Genomic DNA, 21,392 nt, shown 5'->3' on the forward strand with positions numbered 1-21,392 from the left:
ACATATAAGTGACAAATTAGGTGTTAGGTTTTTAAGTGGTGTCATTATTTTGTCGTATTGACGGGAAATAACTCTAATTATTTTGGTTGGGATATTTAATCCCTGGTTATTTATATTGTTATTCAGATTAATCTCTGGAAATTTTATTAAAATAATTAACGTTTCCTTTTTTATTTTTTTGTGAAGAGAAAAAGCCCGCCGATATCTGACGGGCTTTGGTGTCGTTAATGTCGGCTAAATCAGTGATGCTGGTTGCCGTGATGTTGATTGTAATGGTGAACGATTTTAGTCACTTCATCAATCCGCCGGACGAAGCTCTGTTTGGAGGCGCGCTCGAATTCTGTGTGGTCACCGTCACCAAATGGGCCAAAGCCATCAAGGGTTGGTACTCCTGCACCGGCTGTGACGTTGGCATCACTGACTCCACCGCGTTGTTCGGTTTTCAGCGGGTAGCCAAGCAGATCAGCCAGGGTATTGATAAATTCCGCCTGGGCTCTGGATGGCATCATGACATTGCGCTGTAGGCCGCCGCTGATGGTTGCGCTGACACCTTCGACACCATGCTGGTCAATCAGAGCCGGGATGGCTTCCAGTATCCGTTGTTGCTCGCCGTCTTCGGCAAAGCGGGCTTCGGCCATTATTTTTGCGTAAGGTGAAATGGTATTGGTGCTGGTGCCGCCTTCAATCAAACCGACATTCACAGTGCTGCCGAGGTCAAGGTTTGTCAGGGCTGTCAGGGTGATCAGTAATTTTGCTGCCGCCAGGTTGGCATTTTTTCCGCTGGCGTAGTGGTTGCCGGCGTGGGCTGCGACGCCTTTAAGTTCGATACAATAGGTTGCGACTCCTTTGCGGCCATTAACTACCTCGTGATCTTCCCCTGCGGCTTCGAAATCAATACAGGCGTCATAATCGCTGGCGATCTTGCTGGTCAGCAGTTTGCTGTCGTCGCTGCCGGTTTCCTCATCGCTTACCAGTAAAAAGTCGATATTGGTAATGCTGCCACTTTGTTCAAAGACGTTGCGAAGTGCTGACAGGGCAACAAAATTACCGCCTTTCATATCACAGGTGCCCGGACCGTATACCCACTCTGCATCTTCGCGAAATCCCTCAAAAGTATCTGGCGGGAAGACGGTATCTAAATGACCTATCAGCAATAATCTGGGTGTGTTACCGACGACCGGACTGCTTAGTAACAGATGGTTACCTATGCGCTCGCGCCGGAAGATCTCTGCCGTCATGCCGAGCTCTTCCAGCCAGCTCTGCATTAGTTTGCCATTGGCATCTACGCCTTTTTTGTTTTGAGTCCATGAGTTAATTTCAACCAGCGTTTTTAAGTCTGAAAAGTCGATACGTTTCACAATTTGATTCCTTCCGATGTAATTGCGATTCACGCCCATTTGTCGATGAGAATTTCCACCCAGGTCACTGTTCTTGCTAATGCGCAACACTATGATGTGCAACTATATTAATACCGATTTGAAATCGTTTGGATGCCCACGTGGCATATTTTTGAAGTGCGGATGATTAAGGAGTAAATCATGGCCCCCCATCGTGTCGGTTTATGGATGTATCAGAACTCTGGCGGAACAGAGATTGAGCGCAAGATTGTGGAAAAGCTGAATGAAAGAAACATTGAAGCAATTACGGGGCTGGACCTGAACAACGCGTCGGCCAATAACGGCAGTATTTTCTGTAACGGCCATGCGATGGAAGAGCTGGATTTGTTCTTCTCTTATAACGCCGGGCAGCAGGGGCCGTTTCAGGTTTATCTGTATCAGACCCTTAGCAGTATGATACCGACCATCAATAATTATCAGTCTTTTGAACTGACAGAAGATAAGTTTCGCACTGCGCATCTTCTGAAAACTCATGGCATACCGACAGCCGATCACATTGTTTGTAATAAGAACAATATCGAAGAGTTGAAAGAGCACCTGCGGTTCTGGAACGGTAAAGCGATTTGCAAACCAGTTAATGGCTGGGGTGGCCGGGGCATTATCAAGCTGGAAAACGAGCGGGATCTGGATCTGCTTAAACCTTATATTTCTGAGCAGGGCGCTCCTCAGTTTTATCTTGAGCGGGTAATTGAAAACGATTTCACTGATTATCGGATCGACATTGTCGATAACAAGTATGTTGCCTGTTATGGACGCAAAGCTGGCCCTGGTAGCTGGAAAACCAATATCACCAGTGGCGGTAGTGTGTTCCTTCGTGAACCGTCACAGGAAGTGATCGAGCTGGCGCAGAAAGCCGCTAAGGCAACCGGGCTCGAAGTGGCCGGTGTCGACATTATTTATGATGTCGAGCATCAACAATATGTGGTGCTGGAAGTGAATGGTATTCCGGCCTTTGCGACGCCGGATCAGGAACAGTCCGGCCTGAATTTCAACGATACCAAGATTGCTTACCTGGTTGATCTGATGGAGCGAACCGTTACTCGTCGTGACGAAGTGCGCCCGGAAGTGTCAGCCATGGAATTCTCTCCTGCAGAAGTTGCAGCCCCTTCAAGCTCAGTCGTTAAGGAAAAAGTACTATGATTTCTCCAAAGCAGCCTTTGCCGAAAATCGGTATGCTCTACCTTGATCATGTTTTACGTTTCTTTGATAAATCTAATTTCAAAGGTTGGCCAGACAAGATCGAGCAGGTCGTTTATCACTGGGGAAATGATAAGCAGCGTTTCATCAATGAAGTGAAGCGTAAAAAGATCGAAGTCCTGATTGGTAATATTCCTGCCACCGCCTACGAAACCTTCCGTGAGATTGCTCGCGAGCTGCCTGAGGTGAAGTTTATTCCGTCGTTGGATACCCAGTTCAGCAATAAATCGAAAGAAAACGTCACCCACTTCTGTGAAAAGTATCAGTTGCCGATCCCGAAAACCCGGATCTTCTATCAGCCGGATGAAGCGCAGGCATTCTTGCGCAGCACTGATTATCCCAAGATCGTCAAACGTTCTTACGGCCCGTCAAACTATGGCGGTTACTTCGTTCATAAGATAGATAGCGTCGAAGAGGCTGAACGTCTGTTTACTGAGCGTCGTTATTACCCGGCATACATTCAGGATTTCGTGCCGATGAAGGCCGATATTCGGGTGATGCTGGTAGGCCATCAGCCGGTTTGTGCTTTCTGGCGTCGTCCGCCGGAAGGCGAGTGGCTGACCAATACCAGCCAGGGTGGCAGCATGGATTACCAAGATGTTCCTCAGGGGGTGTTGGATTTGGCTGTGCGGGTATCCAAAGCCGCAAATGCGGAATATTGGGCCTGTGATATCGCGGTCAGCACTGAAGATGAGTATTCGATCCTTGAGTGTGCGACTGCTTTTGCCGCCTTCCCATATATCCGTGACTGGATTGGCCAGTACCTAATGTGGTTAATGGCTCCGGATCACTTCACTAAGCCATACTTTGCTGAACGTAACTGGGAAGAAATAGGCAAGATCGATTCATCTTTACTTCGTACTATGCGCCATATTGCCTTCGGCCATGCCAGCTATTCAACTGATACCGGTGAATATGCGCCAGCTGATGAGCACTATGCTTTGCATCGGGTTGCCAGGGCTTCAGGAGAAGAGTGGCCAAGTGAAGCCTGGAACTTCCAGGGTATGCATCCGACCGGAGGGGCAAACCCTTATCTTCAACGGCAGGAAGCGGATAAAGGTACGACTGAACAAAAACAAGTCCAGAGCCAGCAGCCTGACAGCGGTATTGAAGATTGTTGCGATTTAGCTGAAGAAGCCAGCCAGATCTCGACAGAAACACCAGTGTTGCCACAACCGGAAGAGCTGGTGGCTTTCTTTCGCGGGGTGCGCGGAATAGGGGGATCACTGGCAGAGGAAATTGTTGAAACGCTCGGTGTGGAAGGGACGTTGCATGCGCTGAATGAGGAACCACAACAGTTAACTGGTTTCAGAAATCTGAAACAGAAGAAACTTGAGGCTATCCTCAGTAACTGGAGCGAATGCGAATTGATTTGTTAAGGATTAACGATGAAGAAGCAATATTTGTCGTATCAGGAGACGATTGATTTACTCTCCAAGGCCATGGAGAAGTACCCGAACCTGATTCGGATGCAAAGTATCGGTGATACCCATGAAGGGCGACCAATCATGATGGTAACGGTCTCTCAGGATGTTGCCTATGCCGATCTCAAACCGGCTTTGTTGTATACCGGAACGATTCACGCCAGAGAATGGATTGGTATCGAACTGGCGGTAAACTTCATCCAGCATTTGCTGGATAATTACCCCAGCAACCCTGATGTGGTGGAAGCACTGACCCGAAATACGCTGTACATGGTGCCCTGCCTCAATCCGGACGGTTTCGAGTACTCGCGCCAGCACTTTTCGTTCTGGCGTAAGAATCGGCGTGACAATGGAGACGGTACGTTCGGAGTGGATTTGAACCGTAACTTCGGCATCAATTTCCGCCAGTCAAAAGACACCCGCTCGAATATATACGGTGGTCCTGAGGCGTTTTCTGAGCCTGAGACCCAGGCCATTAAGCGCTTTGTGGAAAGTCATGACAATATCCGGATTGCGCTGGATTACCACTCCCAGGGTAATGTGTTCTTCCCGGCTCATAAATTCAATCATGAGGCTGAGATTGAAGGTACAGATCTGAATATTCTCTGTGCCAACATGGCCAATGAGATCCACAAGGTTACTAAGCGACAGTACGGTATCCACCGTGGTAAGCCGCCGGCAAACCTGATCCACGGCAGTGGCCGTGAGTACTATTACGATCGCGGTATCTTGTCTTCTGTTGTGGAAGTCGGCAGCCGGAATATCCCGGATTACCTGATCAATATGTCGCAAAGTGTGGATGAAAATATACCTGCATTGCTTTATGCGCTGGGAACAGCGATAAACTATTCAGATCTTGCGCCGAAAAGACCGGAAAACTTCACCATTAAGGACGTATCAGCTAATCAGGCGGTGCTTTGCTGGGATCATCAGAGCGAAGATGATGGTTGTTACTATCAGGTTTACCGCAGTGAATCGCCTAAGCATCACTGTACAAGAGAAAACCTGATCGCCATTACTTCCCAGAATGAATATACCGACAAACAGCTCAAGTCCGGACACCGCTATTATTACAACCTGCGTAAGGTGGATCGGGTCAGCCGGATCAAATCACCGTTTGCGCCGGAGCTGAAAATCAAGACCAACCTGGAAAAAGATGAATTTGCTTTTACCCTGTTCCCTAATCCGGAACAGGCGGGTTATGTCGGTGAGCTGACAAAAGCGCATAATGCAGAGCATTTCGGCAATAACTCGCTGTTTATCGGCGTCAATAAGACCAAAGGGATCTGCTACGGCGTTATTGATTTCAATATCGATCGGATCCCATCGGACGCGATCATCAAGGATGCGGTGTTCTCCCTGTATCCGATGAACCGTGTCGGGGCGAAAATTGAAAACTATGGTGAGTGGTCGGTCTCGATCCTCAATCCGGACGATATCAGCGATATTACTAACTTTGATGAGATCCAGGCGGCGACACCGCTGCAAACTCTGGGGAATGCGATCGATTCCGATCAGTTAACTCAGGGGATCTGGAAGAACTGGCGCTTCAGTGCGATGGAGAAGCAGCTGGTTCAGGATCAACTGGAGAAAGGACGCTTATTGCTTCGGATACAGGGGCCGGATCATCTGCCGCTGTGTAATGACTCCCAGATGATGCAGTTCGATATTGGTTATGGTCGCTTCGGCGGTGGTATCCATTATCGGCCGTGCCTGGATCTTATCTATACCCGCCGCCCGTACCATGTTGCCCTGGCGGCAACAGACTGCCATACCATCAGCCGCAACGAGCCTCAGCAGGGTGTGCTGCAATGTGGTTTTGATGAACATGGGGATACTGTATTCGGACAGATGGCGTTCTCGCTGTCTTGTATCAGTGATGCCAAAGATATAGTGATCACCCAGGCTTACTTTGCTATTGAAAGCGAGTCATTGCCGGAAGAGGCTCAGCCGATGCGGTTTACGGTTGAAATCGCTGAGCTTGAGAATCCCGATTATGACAGCGTTAAACAACGCGAAAAAATCGAGTTCCTCGGCTATGAAGTCAGCAGCGAGGATTTGGCTAAAACACCGCGCCAGCTATATATGTTCGACAGTTCGGCCAGGCAGCACCTTGAGCAGTTCCACAGCGAGAGGAAGACGGTGAATCTAATCATTCGTGCTACGTCTTCATCCCGCCAGAAACAGGCGCTGGTCAACTGGCATTCGCTTGATAGCGAGCAACGGCCCGAGTTAGTGATTGAGTATATTGAACGCCGTAAGCAGCCGCTCGAGACCCCACAGAACCTGCAGGCAACCTTACAGGATGGTTTGGTGAAGTTGGCCTGGGATCATGTGGAAGAGGACGATTTTGTCGGTTTTTATGTGGTTCGAAACTGCTTCCATCCACCGCGTTCACCGTTTGACGGCGTGAAGTTATATGCGGGTAAAGACGGCTATACTTTCGATCGCTTTGGCAACGCTAATATCCCGAAATATTACTCTGTGTTCAGCTATGACAATGTGCCGAACTATTCTGTACCGGCAACGCTGAAGTTTAGTGCCGATGAGGTAACGCCAGTTGTCTATGATGAGTTTGAAGCTCAGGATGAGATAGAAAAGCGCTACCGCAACGGAGATTAATATCAGCAAGATCTGTTCGTAAAATTGAAAGCCGTTCGCAATGATGCGGGCGGCTTTTTGTTTGCATATTTGGTTGGTATTAATCAAATCAATTATGAATAGAAATATCATCAATTTGAATCATAAAAATAGGGCTCGTACACTGGCAGTGTAGGGCATATTCCTGGGTAGTTGTATGAATGAGAGTCAGAATATGGAAGACAAGATACTGACTGCCAATGATTTAGGTTCTGGTTTTGAGCATAGTGCGCATGAGCATTTGACCCGCCAGTTAAGGCTAGGGCAGCATCTGGCGATATCAGGGCCGTCAGGGTGCGGCAAAACCAGTTTGTTATTGGTGTTGGCTGGTTTACAGCCGCCTGCCACCGGAAAACTTAGCTGGCAGGGAAAAACAATTGATGTTGATTCGCTTAAATGGTGGCGACAGCAGTTCTGTTATTTACCGCAACAGCCGGTAATGGGGGCGGAGACTGTTGGTCAGGTACTTCGCTTACCTTGGCACCTTAAGGCTATGACATCACAGCCACCGGGTGATGTTCAGTGTCAGCGTATCCTTGAGCAACTGGCAATAAAGCATAGCCTTGATAAGCTGATCTCTCAGCTCTCCGGCGGGGAAAAGCAAAGGTTGGCAATTGCGCGGGCTTGGTTGATGGAGCGGCCTGTATGGTTATTGGATGAACCAACATCGGCACTGGATCCGGCCAGTCGCGACAGGGTTATAGAGCTGTTGACAGCCGAGCCGAGAATTTCTGTATCGGTATCTCATGATCCGGTTTGGCTGGAAAGTTGCCAGTATCAGCATCAGATGGGTGGCCATCATGAATAGCGCGTTAGAGATCAGCAATTTTGCACTAGGTGGCTTTTATCTTTTGTTGTTATTGCCTTTACTGTTATTTCATCGTTGGCAGTTGGGATTAGGGCGTTCGCTGGTTGAAGCTGCGCTGAGGATGACACTGCAACTGGCGGTGGTTGGTATTTACCTGCAAGCGTTATTTGCCTTTCAGAGTCCGGGCCTGAATATATTGTGGCTGTCTGTGATGATATTAGTGGCCGGTTTCAGTATCTGCCGACGGGCTGAAGTGAAGGTGAAAAAGGTGCTACCTGCGGTGATCATCGGGCATCTTGCAGCTTTGTTGTTGGTGTTGCCGCTGTTATTGGCCGGTGTGATTCAGGCGCAGCCTTGGTGGCAGGCGCAGTACATGATCCCGGTTGCCGGTATGCTGCTGGGTAACTGCCTGACCGCTAATGTTCTGGCTCTGGAGCGCTGGTATAGCGGCCTGAAGGATAAGCAGAACGAGTATCAGTTTTACCTGGCTCTTGGGGCGCCCAATCCTGTGTTGCCGTTTATTCAGGTTGCTGTCAGAGCGGCATTGTCACCACAGCTGGCATCTATGGCAACACTGGGTATTGTCAGTTTGCCGGGAATGATGACAGGACAGATCCTTGGTGGCACAGAACCTATACTGGCAGTGAAATACCAACTGCTGATAATGGTAGCGATATTTATGGCTGCGGCAGTGTCAGTTGCCACAACCCTGGTTGTGGTTAGTCGATATGCATTTAACCGTTATGGTCAGCTGGTAATATAAGTAATTAAAATTATTAAGTTTATAAACATAAAAGAAAGAGGGACTCATTAAATAATGAATCCCTCTTCTTAATAATCAGGCAGACTGAATAAATACAATAACTTAGTTTTATTTAAGTCTGTATTTTGTATTGTCTTCTAATTAATAATATTTTGATTAAGCGTAAAAATTATCAAGCAGTTCTTTTGAGTCATCATTACCATTCAGGAATGATTCATTCAGCCAATATAGACCCTGCTCAATATCTTCTTGGTTATTACCGTCAAGTAATAAAGTAGCACCAATTTGGTACTGTGCTTCCGCTTCACCATTCTGTGCTGCTTTCTCGAACAGGCTCAGAGAGCGCTGGTCGTCCTGAGGGCAGTACTGGCCTTGCTGGTACAGCGAAGCCAGACACAGCTGTGCGTAGCTGTCATTGAACTTATCACCCAGCTCTAAGAAATAGATCGCATTCTTATAGTCATTAGAGCCTAGGTAATATTGATACATTAATTCAGTAACTTCTGCATTTTCAACAGAAGACTCTTTTAATGTAGTCAATAGTTCAGTTGAAATTGAAGTAGTCAGCAGCTGATCTTCAATTTCCGCCAGATTTAATTCTTGTGCATTATTCGACATGATTTATCCATCCCCTAAAAGCGAGAAATTAAAATAACAGAACAAATGAACACATTAAATAAATGCACCTTTATTGAAAATTGATAATAAATCAACATGCTAGTTTTTTAATTTTTTTATTTATTCTTTAATTCAGTCGGTTAACAAACCCCAAAAACGTGATCGCCATCACGCTTTTGTGGTTTGTTTGTTGCTTTTTTGACCAGCCTGAAAGGTGTAATGTTACTCCGAGAGGGTGTTTTTGAATAAGTATGAAATTAATAATTAGTGGTGGAAATGCCTTGTTGGCGCTTCCTGAGCGGTGTTAATGGTCCAGGTTGGCTGTTTCTGCCTTTAATGATGCAGTTTGATCAACTTATTCGATGTCGTATTACCTTACGTGACGCTGTTAACAATTATGTTGTGATTCTGGTTTTGTATTCAGCTAAAGCAGGCGGAAATCAAGGTGTTAACTATACTTTTTGACGAGTACGCTGATTATTGGTGTCGGAACTACACCATGAGTCGGGTTCGTTTTCTTTTTTGACAGGGAAAAAGGTATGACTTTCATGGCTGAAAAAGGTAACAGTAAGAGTGAATATGTAAGAGGGATGGGGGAGAAGATAGTTAAATATTTGTGGTGGGCCGGACTGAAGAAAGCGGCAACCTCCATGGAGAACAGGCTCCCAAAACCTAAGCAGCTGCTCACTGAATTCCAGAAGGGGTTGGCAGAAATCAGTTCGCTGCACAAAGTACTTGGGGGTAATCCTTTGAGTCCATTTTATGCGGAAGACAGTGAGCTCAACAGTAAATCTTACGACAGTAAGTTGAGTCATAAGGAAGCTGTGCTGAATTTCTTTTTTGATCATGAAACGCCTGATGATAAAGAAGATCAGATTGTTCCCCTGCTTCCTCAGGAAGGTCGCAAGTATAGCCATAAAACACCTAATGAAAGTTGGTTTTTCCTTAACGGAATCGGTACCAACGAGGATATGGCCAGGGTTAATGCACGTATGATCAGTGATATTTTTAAGCGTCCTGTTACTGCTCTGCATAATCCGACAAACGGCTTTATTCATGATTTGGTTGAGGTACTTAACGGTCGGGGTAGCTGCCGTAAAACGGAAATAGCCCACTCTGCTAAAGAGCAAATTTGGCAGCAGCTGTTAAAAATCAAAGCAAACATGAAAGATGCCGGGTCTGTTGGAAGGAAAGAGTGCAAAGTGGTTGTTATTGCACATTCGCAGGGGGGCATCATTATGTCGAATGTGATCGGTATGCTGCTTGATGAGCACCCCGGCGATCCATTGTTGGATCAATTGGAAGTTTACACTTTTGCATCTGCACATACGGAATTCCCGTCACCATGGCACCAGGATCGAACTAAGTATGATGTGCCTTTCTGTGAGCACTTTGCTAATGATGAAGACTTTGTTGCCCGTATCGGCGTGATCAATGGTGGCAGTAAGAAAACAACCGGGCAGATCTATCTTAAGGAAGGGGCTGGTCACCTGCTGAACTGCCACTATCTGAGAGATTTTGCCAAGGGTCGATATGGAAAAGACAGCAGACTCTATTCGCTTTGTAATGGTAAGCGATTGTCAGATTGATATCCGGCATTTTCAGACAAAAAGCGCGATTATCGCGCTTTTTGTCATTAAAGATGGCTGTAATTTATGATTCCGGTGACTTTGGGAGGAGTTGGTTTAGCAACATGGTAATGATTGTTCCTGTGGTAATGCCGGAGTGAAACAAGGGGCTGAGGGTATCGGGGAGGTGCTGAACCAGCCGAGGCTCAAAGGTTACCGATAAACCCGCCGAAAGACCGGTACAGATCACCAGCGCGTTGCGTTTGGTGTCTGAGGTTTTTATCAGCATCCGAATTCCGGTATAGGCAATCATGCCAAACATTATCAGGCCAACTCCGCCAATAACAGGTTTTGGGATGGTGATGGCCAGAGCGGCCAGTTTGGGGATGAAGCCGGCTAAGATCAACAATCCGCCGGTGGTGGCAACCACATATCGGCTGGCAACGCCGGTAATGCCAACGATACCGACATTCTGACTGAAAGAGGCCAGCGGCATTGCTGTTAACAGTGCAGCAATGGTGCTTCCCAGGCCATCGGCAGTAACTCCCCGTTTAAGGTCTCGGCCGCTGACGGAAACATGGCAGTTGTTGCCCAGCGCAATGAAGTCACCGGCGGCCTCAGCGACCACAACAAGATATACCAGGCTCATCGCGATAACGGCTTCGACGGAGAACGAGAAACCATATTTCATGGGCTCCGGTCTGCTGAACCAGGGTGTTTGGAAAAGAGCTTCCGGCTCAACCATTCCTGTTATCAGTGCTGTTAAATAGCCTCCTGCCAGGCCGGTAACAATAGCTGCTGCGGAAACTGTCTGGCGGCAGAAAACCGAAACAAGAATAACAATGGTGAGCGATACGGCGGCCAGCGCCAGTTTAGGTATAGATGCAAATTCGGCATGGGTGGCCGGTGCATCGCCGATCCAGTTGACGGCGACCGGGAGGATAGTCAGGCCGATGAGAGTGACCACGACACCGCTTACAAGTGTGGGAAACAACTGGCGGACTTTATCCATGCAGAAGCCTGCTCCTATGACAATCAGTGAGCCGACAAGTGCTGCTCCCATAATGCCGTTGGCACCACCATCCTTGCCAATCGCAATGGCGACGCCGATAAAGGCGAAGCTGGAGCCCATGACGACAGGCAGGCGGATCCCGATAGGGCCGAGGCCAAGGCTTTGAATGATGGTTGCGATACCAGATGCCAGTAGCGAGGCATTAATTAAGGTAATGATTTCGTCGGAGGGAAGGCCTATGGCGCTGCCGACGAGCAGTGGAACAGCCATGATGCCCCCAATAGATGCAAGCAGATGCTGGATGGCCAGTATGAGCATCTGGCCGGGAGGCGGGAGATCATTGAGGCCATAAAGCAGTTTCATTTGTCGCTTATTTGTTGGTGTTGAGGTTGATTTTGGTAATGAACGATCAGCTGAGCGGCAATTGAGACGGCAATTTCCGACGGATGCTTGCCTTTGACTGCATTAAGGCCGACAGGGCAGGTTATCTTATCTATTACCTCCTGGCTGAAACCACTCTGGCTGAGTTGGTGACGAAATCTTTCACATTTGGTCGCAGAGCCAATTAAACCGAAATAAGCAAAGTCATTGCGCTTGAGAATGGCTCTAGTGATCTCGAAATCCAGCTGATGGTTGTGGGTCATTACCAGATAGTAACTTGCAGTCGGTATTTGGCTGATTTCGGTAACCGGATCATCACTGACCGACTTTGTCACACTTGTTGGAATATGTTCGGGAAACACATGGCTGCGCGAGTCAATCCAGGTGATCTGAAATGGCAGCGTTGAAATGATTTTTATCAGTGCTTTGGCTACATGCCCTGCTCCAAATAATGCCAGATGGAAGTGGTTTCGGACGACTGGTTCGAAACTCAGTGTCGTGATACCACCGCAACACTGTCCGAGGCGGGCACTGAGGTTGAATGTTTCCAGTTTTAATTGGTTTTCTCCTTCCTCCAGCATCTCCCGCGCAATTTCTATCGCCTTGAATTCCAGTCGGCCGCCACCGACAGAAGCAATAACAGAATCCTGGGTGACCAGCATTTTCGCCCCGATATCTCTTGGTACCGAGCCCCTGTTTTCCAGCACTGTGACTATCACACATGCCAGACCCTGGTCATAAAAACTGGCGAGTTCGTATATCCAGTTATCATCAGGCATAGCAAAATCCTTGAGTCCGTTAGCCTAAATAGAAAAGCAGATCTGCATGGTCAGTAACAGTGGCTGGGTTATGTCTTGGGTTTTTGCAGACTTTTGATCGCCCACAGCACGCGTTCCGGGGTTGCTGGAGTATCGAGCTTAGGGATTTCACCACTTTCGGAAGTATAGGAAATCGCATTTTTCAGTGCACTTAACACCGAGATCGCCAGCATGAAAGGAGGTTCCCCGACCGCTTTGGAATGGAAAATGGTTTCTTCCGGGTTGGTGTTATGCTCCAGTAGTTGTGTTCGAAATTCGACGGGAATATCGGCAATAGTCGGGATCTTGTAGTTGGCCGGGCTGTTGGTGCTTAGTCTGCCATGCTTATCCCAGATGAGTTCTTCTGATGTGAGCCATCCGACCCCCTGGATAAATCCGCCTTCTACCTGACCTTTGTCCAGCGCCGGGTTCAGCGATGAGCCAACGTCATGGCACAGATCTGCGCGTAATATTTTGTATTCACCTGTCAGGGTATCAATAATGACTTCGGAGCAGGCGGCCCCAAAGGCGTAGTAATAAAAAGGATGTCCCTGTGCTGTGTTTTCATCGTAGTGAACGCCGGGTGTGCGGTAAAAGCCTGTGCTTGATAGCGAAATCTGATGCAGGTACGCCAGTGCTATCAGGTTGGCAAAAGGCATCACCTGCTTGTCGATGTGAACTGATCCATTGCGGAAGCTGATTTGTTCTTCTGCGACATGAAAATGTTCACCGGCAAATGTGATCAGGCGCTGTTTAATCGCTCTGGCGGCAGTTTGTGCCGCTTTGCCGTTTAGGTCGGCACCGGAGGAAGCCGCTGTTGCCGAGGTATTCGGCACTTTGTCGGTGGCGGTATCCGTGATTTGGATCTGGTTGATATCGACCTGAAATTCTTCCGCCACAATCTGGGCAATTTTGGTGTTCAGCCCCTGCCCCATTTCTGTCCCGCCGTGATTGAGATGGATACTGCCATCGGTATAGATATGGATCAGGGCACCGGCCTGGTTTAGGAAAGAGGCTGTAAAGGAAATACCGAATTTGACAGGGGTGAGCGCCAGCCCTTTTTTCAGTATCGGACTGTTTTTGTTGAAATCGCTGATTGCTTTGCGCCGGGCATGATAGTCACTGCTGGTTTCTAATTGTTCGGTAATTTTATTTAGCAAGTTATGTCTTACTTCCTGGCCATAGTGGGTGATATTGCGCCCTTCGCCGTCGTAATAATTTAACTTGCGGACTTCGAGCGGATCTTTGCCAAGCCTGCTGGCAATTTCGTCCATAACCGTTTCAATGGTGACCATAGCCTGAGGTGCTCCAAATCCACGGCAGGCGGTATTCGAAGCGATATTGGTTTTGCAGCAGTGGGCGGTAATGCTGACGTCACCCAGATAGTAAGCATTGTCACAGTGGAACATGGCGCGGTCGATAATGGCTGCCGAGAGATCCGGCGAGTAACCGCAGTTGCTCGCCAGTGTGATGTCAGCGCCTATGATCCTGCCATCATCGTCGAAACCAACCGTGTAGTGATTACAGAAAGGATGGCGTTTTCCTGTCATCATCATATCTTCGGTTCGGTAAAGACGGATTTTCGTCGGCTTCCCGGTGAGGTGAGCAGCTAAAGCCGCCATACAGGCGGGCCCCGCCGCCTGAGTCTCTTTGCCTCCGAAGCCACCGCCGATCCTGCGGGTATCGACAACCACGTTACGCATTGGAGTGCCCAAAATTTTGGCGACCTGTTTTTGCACATCGGTCGGGTTTTGGGTTGATGCGTAAACCACCATGCCGCCGTCCTCAGTTGGCACAGCAAAGCTGGCATGGGGCTCTAAATAGAGGTGTTCCTGTCCGCCGATGTGAATTTCACCACTCAGAATATGGGGAGCTTTGCTAATCGCATTTTTCGCATCTCCCCGTTTTTGCCAGTGGCTGTCGTTAACGAAGTGATTTTTCGCCAGGGCGGTTTTGATATCGAGAATTGCAGGAAGCGGCTGGTATTCGATAATGGCTTCCTGAGCGGCTAAATAAGCTGTTTCGGGATCAGTGGCAGCTACAAGCAGTACGGGCTGACCAACGTATTCTACTTTACCGTCAGCTAAGAGAGGGTCGCCGGGGAAAATGGTGCCGATATCGATTTCTCCGGGAATATCACTGGCACTGATTACTTTTTCCACGCCCTCAAAATCATAGCAGGGGCTGGTATCTATTCTTGTGATTTCAGCATGGGCATGGGGACTGAGTAGGGCATAGAGGTGGAGTTGGTCGGGAAACTCAGGGCGATCGTCAACATAAATCGCTTCGCCGCTGGCATGTTTGACGGCACTTTCGTGGCGGACGCTGTGGCCGACGCCGGTCGATAATTGTTGCTCACTTCCCGAGGCTAGGCTGTCAGCCTCTGAGGGAGAATGTTTGCGACTAGCCATAATTGGTCACCCTGATTTCAGTTTGGCGATGCTGTTGTTCGATGAAGAAGCGCCAGAGCATGTTAGCGGCGACTTCTCGACGATAGGCGGCACTGGCCCGCAGGTCTGAAATTGGACTGAAATCGGAATCCAGCGCGTGAATTGCTTCGTTGATGGTTTCATGGCTCCAGCTATTGCCGACGAGCTTTTTTTCACAATGGCGGGCGCGTTTGGGGATCTCGGCCATGCCGCCAAAGGCAATACAGGCTGAAGTGACGATGCCGTTTTCGATGCCGATATTGAAGCCGCCACAGACAGTTGAAATATCGTCGCCAAGGCGTTTCGATACTTTGTAGGCTCGGAATTCACTTGGTCCGTTTGGTTTTGGGATGCTGATTTTTTCGATAAATTCCGAGGGTAAAACTGCGGTTTTTTTATATCCCATGAAAGCGCGTTCAATCGGCAGTGTCCGTGATTCTATGTCCCGGTGCAGGGTAATGTCGGCTCCGAGTGCGATCAGCAGCGGCGGGGTATCACCAATCGGAGAGGCATTGGCGATATTGCCGCCTAAGGTGCCAAGATTGCGGATCTGCTGTGAGGCAAAGCGGTCGAGCATCGCACCGAAATCGGGATAATATTTTTTAAGGATGTCGTAGCAGTCACTGAGTGGGACATTGGCTCCGATAATGATCTGATCATCTGTTTCGATAATGTTTTTCATATCAGCTACCTGGCTGATATCGATCAGGGGAGCGATTTCACGGTGGCGTTGAGTGACCTCCAAAGCCAAATCTGTACCTCCGGCGACAATCTTTGCCAGTGGCTCCATCAGGAGTAGTTTTGCCAGCTCATCGGTGGAGGTGGGGATATAACAGAATCGATTGTCCTGTTCGATGCTGCCGGGCTCATTTTGAATGCTGCTGAGAATACCGACAGTGGATTGCATCTTTCTGTCAAAGTGATCGTCAAAAGGAGCCCTTTCACCTGCCGATAGTGCTGCATCAAGGATTGGACGATAACCGGTACAACGGCAGAGGTTTCCGGCCAATGCTGAGATAACGTCTTGCCTTTTAGGGCGGGGAGTGTTTTTACACAGCGCAAACATCGACATCGCTACGCCTGGTGTGCAAAAGCCGCATTGAGAGCTGTGATGATCAAGCAGTGCCTGCTGAATTGGGTGGAGTGAGCCATCTTGTTCTTTTAGCCCTTCAACCGTGATTAATTGTTTGCCGTGGAGGGCGGAAACAAAAACCAGGCATGCATTGACCGCACGGTAAAAAAGTTTGCCGTTGACCAGTTCGCCCAGTACCACAGTGCAGGTTCCGCAATTACCTGAACCGCATCCCTCTTTGGTGCCGATTTTATGGATCTGTGTTCGCAGGTAATTCAATACCGTCATTTCGGGCGGGAGTTGTTCTTCTTCCCGAAGTTCATGGTTGAGTAAGAACTTAATCAAGAGAACTCCTTGGATCTGGCTTAGTTGGCATTCATTTTTGACTTACACAAGTATGGCAGTTTTACGGGCAGTATCAGGCCGACTGGTGGAAGATCTTATGGGTGATAAATGCGAGGTTTAGTACACTGTCACCAATGTTTTTCAGCTCCGGTTTTTCCATAAATCCGGTTTTTCACAAATGAAGGTAAAGCATGGCAATCCCGGCAGAGATTTTGCGAGCAGAGATCTTGCAAAAAGTTGTTCAGGCTGTTGATGCCGAAAGCATACAGCAAACCCAAGTTATCCAGTCGCTCTGGGGGGGCTATGGTGAGTTATTTCGTGCAACCCTAACTGGTGGACGCTACGCGTCAGTGATCGTAAAACACATCAGGTTGCCTCAACCGGAAAATCATCCGCGCGGATGGAATACCGCTCTTTCTCACCAGCGAAAATTGCATTCTTATCAGGTTGAGGTGAACTGGTATCAGCAGTTTGCTAATCAGTGTGCACCTGAGTGTCCGGTGCCTCGTTGTCTGTTTGTTGAAGCGCAGGATGAGGAAATCTTACTGGTTCTGGAGGATCTCGGAACACTTGGTTTCAGTGAGGTTCACAAAGCTGCGAACTCTGTGCAGGTAAAAGCCTGTCTGAGCTGGTTGGCACATTTTCATGCACAACACCTGGGCATTGAGCCTGACGGATTGTGGCAGACCGGAACCTATTGGCATCTGGAGACCCGCCCTGATGAGCTGAAAGCATTGATGGATGAGCCTCTTAAACAAGCCGCCGGGTTGATTGACCAGTCTTTGAAGCAATGCCGTTATCAGACTCTGGTTCATGGTGATGCCAAGCTGGCGAACTTTTGTTTTACTCCTGACGGCAGCAAAGTTGCGGCGGTCGATTTTCAATATGTCGGTAAAGGTTGTGGAATGAAAGACGTGATTTTGTTCATCAGCAGCAGTGTGCCGTTTGAAGAATGCCCGCAGCGTGTTCCGTCACTGTTGGATCACTATTTCGATGAGCTAAAACGAGCACTGGCTGACTTTCAGCCGCAGGTTGAGCCGAATCAGGTTGAGCAGGAATGGCGGCCGCTCTATTGCGTGGCATGGGCCGATTTTCAACGATTCGTTAAAGGTTGGTGCCCGGATCACTGGAAAATCAATCCCTATACTGAAGCGTTGACCCGACAGGCTCTGGTGCAACTGGGAGTGTTGTTATGATTTTAATGGTTGATGATCTTGAGTTGTTACTTGAACAGGCAACAGAAGCCGCGTTAAAAGCCGGTAAATTTATCGCCGGCTTTGACCGGACGCAGTTGCAAGTTAACCATAAAGCTGGCGGAACCAGTTTGAGCGCTCAGGTAGTGACTCAGGTTGATCTGGATAGTCAAAAGCTCATTTTTGAAGTACTTGAGCCGGGTATTGAAAAGTACGATTTAGCGCTATTGGGTGAAGAAAATGCCAGCGAGAATGATGTCTCCGGGCATGCCCGATTCAGAAAATCGCATTTCTGGTGTATCGACCCTCTTGATGGCACTTTGCCTTTTATTGAAGGTTCAGATGGTTTTGCGGTTTCCATTGCTCTGGTGGCGCAGTCTGGCTGGCCGGTGCTTGGTGTGATTTACAATCCGGCGACAGGGGATCTCTATCAAGCGCTTAATCCGCTTAATGCACCGGAGAAAAGACTGGTGCTGAAAAACGGTGAGCTTTGGCTGGGCAAAGAGAACAACTGTATTTTTACCTTGTTTGTCGATCGCAGTTTTCAGTCTGATCCGCGCTATCCGGTTTGTATCGAACAGCTCGAAGCTCTGGTTCATCAACAGGGTTTGGATGGTATGCAAGTGGTTAATACCTGCGGTGCGGTGATGAACGCGATTGGGGTGATGGAAAATGCGCCTGCCTGTTATTTCAAACTACCCAAGCCGTGTAAAGGCGGTGGCAGCCTGTGGGACTTCAGTGCGACGGCGGCGATCGCTCAGGCTTGCGGTGCCGTCAGTGCTACAGATGTTTTCGGTGCATCCTTGGATCTGAATCGCAGAGATTCAAACTTTATGAATCACAAAGGGGCAATTTACAGCAGCGGCGTAAACCACCAAGCTGTGCTGCAACTGGCTCAGGAATGCGACCAGTAAGACATGTCATGAAATGAAAGGACGGAGGCCGTGAGGCCTCGTCCTGTTTAATGATTACCAATATTATTTCTTAGAACGTTACTTTGATGTTTACTGTCGCAACATTTGAGACATTACCTTTTTCATCCATCACTTTATAAGTGAAAGTTGCGTCTTTCACTAAGAACACGCGATAGTGGAAGGTACCGTCGCCATTATTGGTCAGTTCACCATAGCGAGCATCCGGCCCATCGACGACAACAACTGAACCTGCATCAATTGGGTGCGCACCGGCAATATCATTGCTGAGAACATTGACTGTGATGCCGCCAAGGTATGAGTCGGTGATGTGATCATCCACAGCTACCGTGGCTTTCACTGGTTCGCCATGATCATCAACTTCACCGCCGCCAAGGAATGGCTTAAGCTCTGGTAGCTTTTTAGCTGAACGGCCTTTTTTACCAATAGCCGGAAGCTCCAGCCATTCTTCAACTGAACGACCTGTACCATCATCAGTCACGGTTTTTTCGTCACCAAATCCGCCTACTGGAACGAAAAGCTGTGGACGGTCAAAAGGAGCTTTCTCCCAACGAACGCGGTCATCAGTCAGTGCTTCCATGAAGGCAACCAAGTGAAGTTTTTCTTCATGGGTTAGCTCCAGCTCGCGAATATCCGGATCCAGGTTCGATGTTGAGCTGTTACCGTCAAAACCTGTTGAATCATTGGAGTGATCGCCGAAGCGGTTACCGCCACGGTTGTAGAAGTTTACAACCTGCAACAGAGATGACATCCCGCCGTTGTGCATGTACGGGGCGGTCAGCGCAACATTACGTAGTCCAGGAACTTTGAATGAACCAAATACAGCATCTCGTTCATTCGGATCAACCGGTATACCTTTCCCTTCTTCGAAGGTTGACGGGTCTACCTGGAAGTTGTCAGGTACATTTTTGCCAGCGGCTATCTCTTTGGCTTGTTCGGTAAAGGATAATGAGTTACCCCATTGGTCTTTTCCGCCAAGACCAATGTCTTCTTTCGTTGGTCGAACGCCGATGTTGTAGAAGCCGTTATCATAGAGTGCGATGTTGCCGTCTGCCATGAACATCCTTTCAACCAGGCCTTCTTCCTCTTCTTCCCCTATCAGGTGAGTTGCCGCTTTGGATAATTCAGGACCGCTGTGACAATTTGCACAATTTCCTTTCCCAATGAAAAGAGCCATGCCTTTCAGCTCTGATTCATTGAGCGCTGATGAATCACCTGCCATATAACGATCAAACGGAGAGTCGTCAGACACTAATGTACTTTCATACATCTGGATGGCGAGTCCCCAGAACAGAGAAAAGTTGTTTTCCATCTGGGTAAAGCCATCGGTCATTTCCTTACTCATCCAGAAATCATCGTGGAAGGCTTTCATTATCATTGAGCGGTAAGTTGTTGTCAGGCCTTTGCCCGGATAAGCACTCAAGGTACCCAGACGGCTGTCATACTTATCGACTTCTTGCAAAGCAAGAGGTTTAGCATCGATAAGTTTTCGGCCCGTGATTTTGAATGTTTTGTCCTTACAGGCCATTTCGAATGTGCTGACTACCGGACCTACAGCTTGGGAGGCGGCGCTGGAGTTAATCAGAGCTACTTTGTGAGGAACCAGTTTGGCGGTTTTCTTATCAAAACGGAGTACATGAGCGTTTTTATTTCGCAAACCGAACGGATCGACACCGTTAAAGACGTTATTGGCCCTGCCGTCCCAGAAGTTACGGAAATTGAAAATAGCATTAATTACCGTCGGCGTATTTCGTGGTTCGACTTTTCGTAATGCAACATGGCTGATACTGAAAATATCTGCATCTGTTGTACAGTTTTCGCTGCCATCATCAAATTCTTTCGGGTAACTGTTTCCTGATAAATCAATAAAGGTGGAGGCAAAGACACCTTGAGAAGAGGAGACATCATCAGTGTCAAAGAGTACTTTTGATTTTCTGTCATCCGGGTTTTCATATTTCCTGAAAGGAAAGTCTGAGGCTAGAAGGTTATAGTTGGGGCCGCCATGACCACCGGAAAGGGTTGGGTTGAATACCTCTTGAAGTGACTCGTCTGTATGCCTTAATCCCGGACTTAACTGATTTTTGGTTCGGCTATCAGCTCCGGCATGGAAGTGACAACTACCACAACTTTGCCCCTGGCTGCCTACCTGCATGTCCCAGAAGAAAGCTTTACCAAGATCTATTGCGGCCTGTTTATCTTTGATGTATTTATCTAACCCCGGTACAGGTGCTGGCAGAACACCTTTCAGAGAACTGATAGGGAGTGATGAGGGAGCTGGCTCTACTTCTGCATGAACCAGGCTGTTTGAAAGCCCGAGTATACACCCTGCGGCAATCAGCACACCAAGTCGGTGCCGTCTATTCAGCTTATTATTATTCATCGTATGCTCCTGGCGTCCATTCGCCATATATATCTTCAAAAATTACGAGTTGTGCGCCCGCGTTATTCATAATGGCAAAATGGTCCAGTCTCATTTATCAACTTTGTGATAATTTAATTAATATTAAATATCCCTAATATTTAAAGTGATATAAAAAACTTACGCTAAAATATTAAAAATCAAAAAGTGTTTAGTGAGTTTTTGTTGGAGTTAAAAGTTGAATTTGAATTGTTTTTCTTTCTGATGTTTTTCTCTTACCTCAATATCTATTTGTGGTGATCTAGTAATATCAATGGATTAATGGTGGTTGCTTCAAGCGTGATTCGGGTCTCAATTGTTCCGATAGTGTATTATCTATAATAATTTCTTGTTAATAGATTTTTAATCGTGACAAGATTATTTGCCTTGTTTTGAATACATGGTTGTACTTTTGTAT

At 47.9% G+C, this 21,392-nt stretch carries 15 protein-coding genes; 8 read left to right on the top strand and 7 right to left on the bottom strand.

Annotated features, from left to right (window positions below):
• Positions 1–239: 239 nt before the first annotated feature.
• The gene (locus C942_RS05505) at positions 240–1,358 is read right to left on the bottom strand and encodes a M20 family metallopeptidase (RefSeq protein ID WP_007463405.1); all 1,119 of its coding nucleotides are present in this window, start codon (positions 1,356–1,358) and stop codon (positions 240–242) included.
• Between the two features lie 180 nt (positions 1,359–1,538).
• Here C942_RS05505 and C942_RS05510 point away from each other — a divergent pair, with 180 nt between their 5' ends.
• From C942_RS05510 to C942_RS05530, 5 genes are all read left to right on the top strand, one after another.
• Complete coding sequence (locus tag C942_RS05510) at positions 1,539–2,537, top strand: ATP-grasp domain-containing protein (RefSeq protein WP_007463407.1); 999 nt, start codon at positions 1,539–1,541, stop codon at positions 2,535–2,537.
• Complete coding sequence (locus tag C942_RS05515) at positions 2,534–3,973, top strand: ATP-grasp domain-containing protein (protein WP_007463409.1); 1,440 nt, start codon at positions 2,534–2,536, stop codon at positions 3,971–3,973. The genes C942_RS05510 and C942_RS05515 overlap by 4 nt, the downstream gene beginning before the upstream one ends.
• Positions 3,974–3,982: 9 nt before the next feature.
• Positions 3,983–6,640 (top strand): M14 family zinc carboxypeptidase, encoded by a 2,658-nt coding sequence (locus C942_RS05520; RefSeq protein ID WP_007463410.1) that lies wholly within the window; start codon positions 3,983–3,985, stop codon positions 6,638–6,640.
• Between the two features lie 193 nt (positions 6,641–6,833).
• The gene (locus C942_RS05525) at positions 6,834–7,466 is read left to right on the top strand and encodes an ABC transporter ATP-binding protein (protein ID WP_007463412.1); all 633 of its coding nucleotides are present in this window, start codon (positions 6,834–6,836) and stop codon (positions 7,464–7,466) included.
• On the top strand, positions 7,459–8,229 hold the full coding sequence (locus C942_RS05530) for an ABC transporter permease (protein ID WP_007463413.1): 771 nt from the start codon (positions 7,459–7,461) through the stop codon (positions 8,227–8,229). The genes C942_RS05525 and C942_RS05530 overlap by 8 nt, the downstream gene beginning before the upstream one ends.
• 156 nt (positions 8,230–8,385) lie before the next feature.
• On the opposite strand, the gene C942_RS05535 is transcribed toward C942_RS05530, so the two are convergent.
• Positions 8,386–8,847, bottom strand: a complete 462-nt coding sequence (locus C942_RS05535; RefSeq protein ID WP_007463415.1) for a tetratricopeptide repeat protein — start codon at positions 8,845–8,847, stop codon at positions 8,386–8,388.
• Positions 8,848–9,386: 539 nt separating this feature from the next.
• On the opposite strand from C942_RS05535, the gene C942_RS05545 reads away from it, so the two are divergent.
• Positions 9,387–10,436 (top strand): alpha/beta hydrolase, encoded by a 1,050-nt coding sequence (locus C942_RS05545; RefSeq protein WP_007463419.1) that lies wholly within the window; start codon positions 9,387–9,389, stop codon positions 10,434–10,436.
• Between the two features lie 64 nt (positions 10,437–10,500).
• Here the strand turns inward: C942_RS05545 and C942_RS05550 are convergent, their stop codons facing one another.
• The 4 genes from C942_RS05550 to xdhA form a co-directional block, all read right to left on the bottom strand.
• Positions 10,501–11,790 carry a nucleobase:cation symporter-2 family protein gene (locus tag C942_RS05550; protein WP_007463421.1) on the bottom strand — a complete coding sequence of 430 codons (1,290 nt, stop codon included), beginning with the start codon at positions 11,788–11,790 and terminating at the stop codon, positions 10,501–10,503.
• Positions 11,787–12,587 carry a xanthine dehydrogenase accessory protein XdhC gene (gene xdhC / locus C942_RS05555; protein ID WP_007463423.1) on the bottom strand — a complete coding sequence of 267 codons (801 nt, stop codon included), beginning with the start codon at positions 12,585–12,587 and terminating at the stop codon, positions 11,787–11,789. Before xdhC ends, C942_RS05550 begins: the two co-directional genes overlap by 4 nt.
• Before the next feature lie 68 nt (positions 12,588–12,655).
• Positions 12,656–15,016 (bottom strand): xanthine dehydrogenase molybdopterin binding subunit, encoded by a 2,361-nt coding sequence (gene xdhB / locus C942_RS05560; protein WP_007463425.1) that lies wholly within the window; start codon positions 15,014–15,016, stop codon positions 12,656–12,658.
• Positions 15,009–16,451 (bottom strand): xanthine dehydrogenase small subunit, encoded by a 1,443-nt coding sequence (gene xdhA / locus C942_RS05565; RefSeq protein WP_007463427.1) that lies wholly within the window; start codon positions 16,449–16,451, stop codon positions 15,009–15,011. The genes xdhB and xdhA overlap by 8 nt, the downstream gene beginning before the upstream one ends.
• 191 nt (positions 16,452–16,642) lie before the next feature.
• On the opposite strand from xdhA, the gene C942_RS05570 reads away from it, so the two are divergent.
• Positions 16,643–17,647 carry a phosphotransferase gene (locus tag C942_RS05570; protein WP_007463429.1) on the top strand — a complete coding sequence of 335 codons (1,005 nt, stop codon included), beginning with the start codon at positions 16,643–16,645 and terminating at the stop codon, positions 17,645–17,647.
• Positions 17,644–18,558, top strand: a complete 915-nt coding sequence (locus C942_RS05575) for a 3'(2'),5'-bisphosphate nucleotidase CysQ family protein (protein WP_007463431.1) — start codon at positions 17,644–17,646, stop codon at positions 18,556–18,558. The genes C942_RS05570 and C942_RS05575 overlap by 4 nt, the downstream gene beginning before the upstream one ends.
• A gap of 70 nt (positions 18,559–18,628) precedes the next feature.
• Here C942_RS05575 and C942_RS05580 read toward each other — a convergent pair whose 3' ends face one another.
• A complete protein-coding gene (locus C942_RS05580) occupies positions 18,629–20,956 on the bottom strand; it encodes a cytochrome c peroxidase (protein WP_007463433.1) in 2,328 nt (775 codons plus the stop codon).
• Positions 20,957–21,392 lie beyond the last annotated feature (436 nt).

It is taken from the genome of Photobacterium marinum, from assembly GCF_000331515.1.
Taxonomy (GTDB): Bacteria; Pseudomonadota; Gammaproteobacteria; order Enterobacterales; family Vibrionaceae; genus Photobacterium; species Photobacterium marinum.

Bases quoted from the DNA above. Each gene is read 5' to 3' on its own strand.
- C942_RS05510 (WP_007463407.1), top strand. From the start codon at position 1,539: ATGGCCCCCCATCGTGTCGGTTTATGGATGTATCAGAACTCTGGCGGA.
- C942_RS05515 (WP_007463409.1), top strand. From the start codon at position 2,534: ATGATTTCTCCAAAGCAGCCTTTGCCGAAAATCGGTATGCTCTACCTT.
- C942_RS05520 (WP_007463410.1), top strand. From the start codon at position 3,983: ATGAAGAAGCAATATTTGTCGTATCAGGAGACGATTGATTTACTCTCC.
- C942_RS05525 (WP_007463412.1), top strand. From the start codon at position 6,834: ATGGAAGACAAGATACTGACTGCCAATGATTTAGGTTCTGGTTTTGAG.
- C942_RS05530 (WP_007463413.1), top strand. From the start codon at position 7,459: ATGAATAGCGCGTTAGAGATCAGCAATTTTGCACTAGGTGGCTTTTAT.
- C942_RS05535 (WP_007463415.1), bottom strand. From the start codon at position 8,847: ATGTCGAATAATGCACAAGAATTAAATCTGGCGGAAATTGAAGATCAG.
- C942_RS05545 (WP_007463419.1), top strand. From the start codon at position 9,387: ATGACTTTCATGGCTGAAAAAGGTAACAGTAAGAGTGAATATGTAAGA.
- C942_RS05550 (WP_007463421.1), bottom strand. From the start codon at position 11,790: ATGAAACTGCTTTATGGCCTCAATGATCTCCCGCCTCCCGGCCAGATG.
- xdhC (WP_007463423.1), bottom strand. From the start codon at position 12,587: ATGCCTGATGATAACTGGATATACGAACTCGCCAGTTTTTATGACCAG.
- xdhB (WP_007463425.1), bottom strand. From the start codon at position 15,016: ATGGCTAGTCGCAAACATTCTCCCTCAGAGGCTGACAGCCTAGCCTCG.
- C942_RS05570 (WP_007463429.1), top strand. From the start codon at position 16,643: ATGGCAATCCCGGCAGAGATTTTGCGAGCAGAGATCTTGCAAAAAGTT.
- C942_RS05575 (WP_007463431.1), top strand. From the start codon at position 17,644: ATGATTTTAATGGTTGATGATCTTGAGTTGTTACTTGAACAGGCAACA.
- C942_RS05580 (WP_007463433.1), bottom strand. From the start codon at position 20,956: ATGAATAATAATAAGCTGAATAGACGGCACCGACTTGGTGTGCTGATT.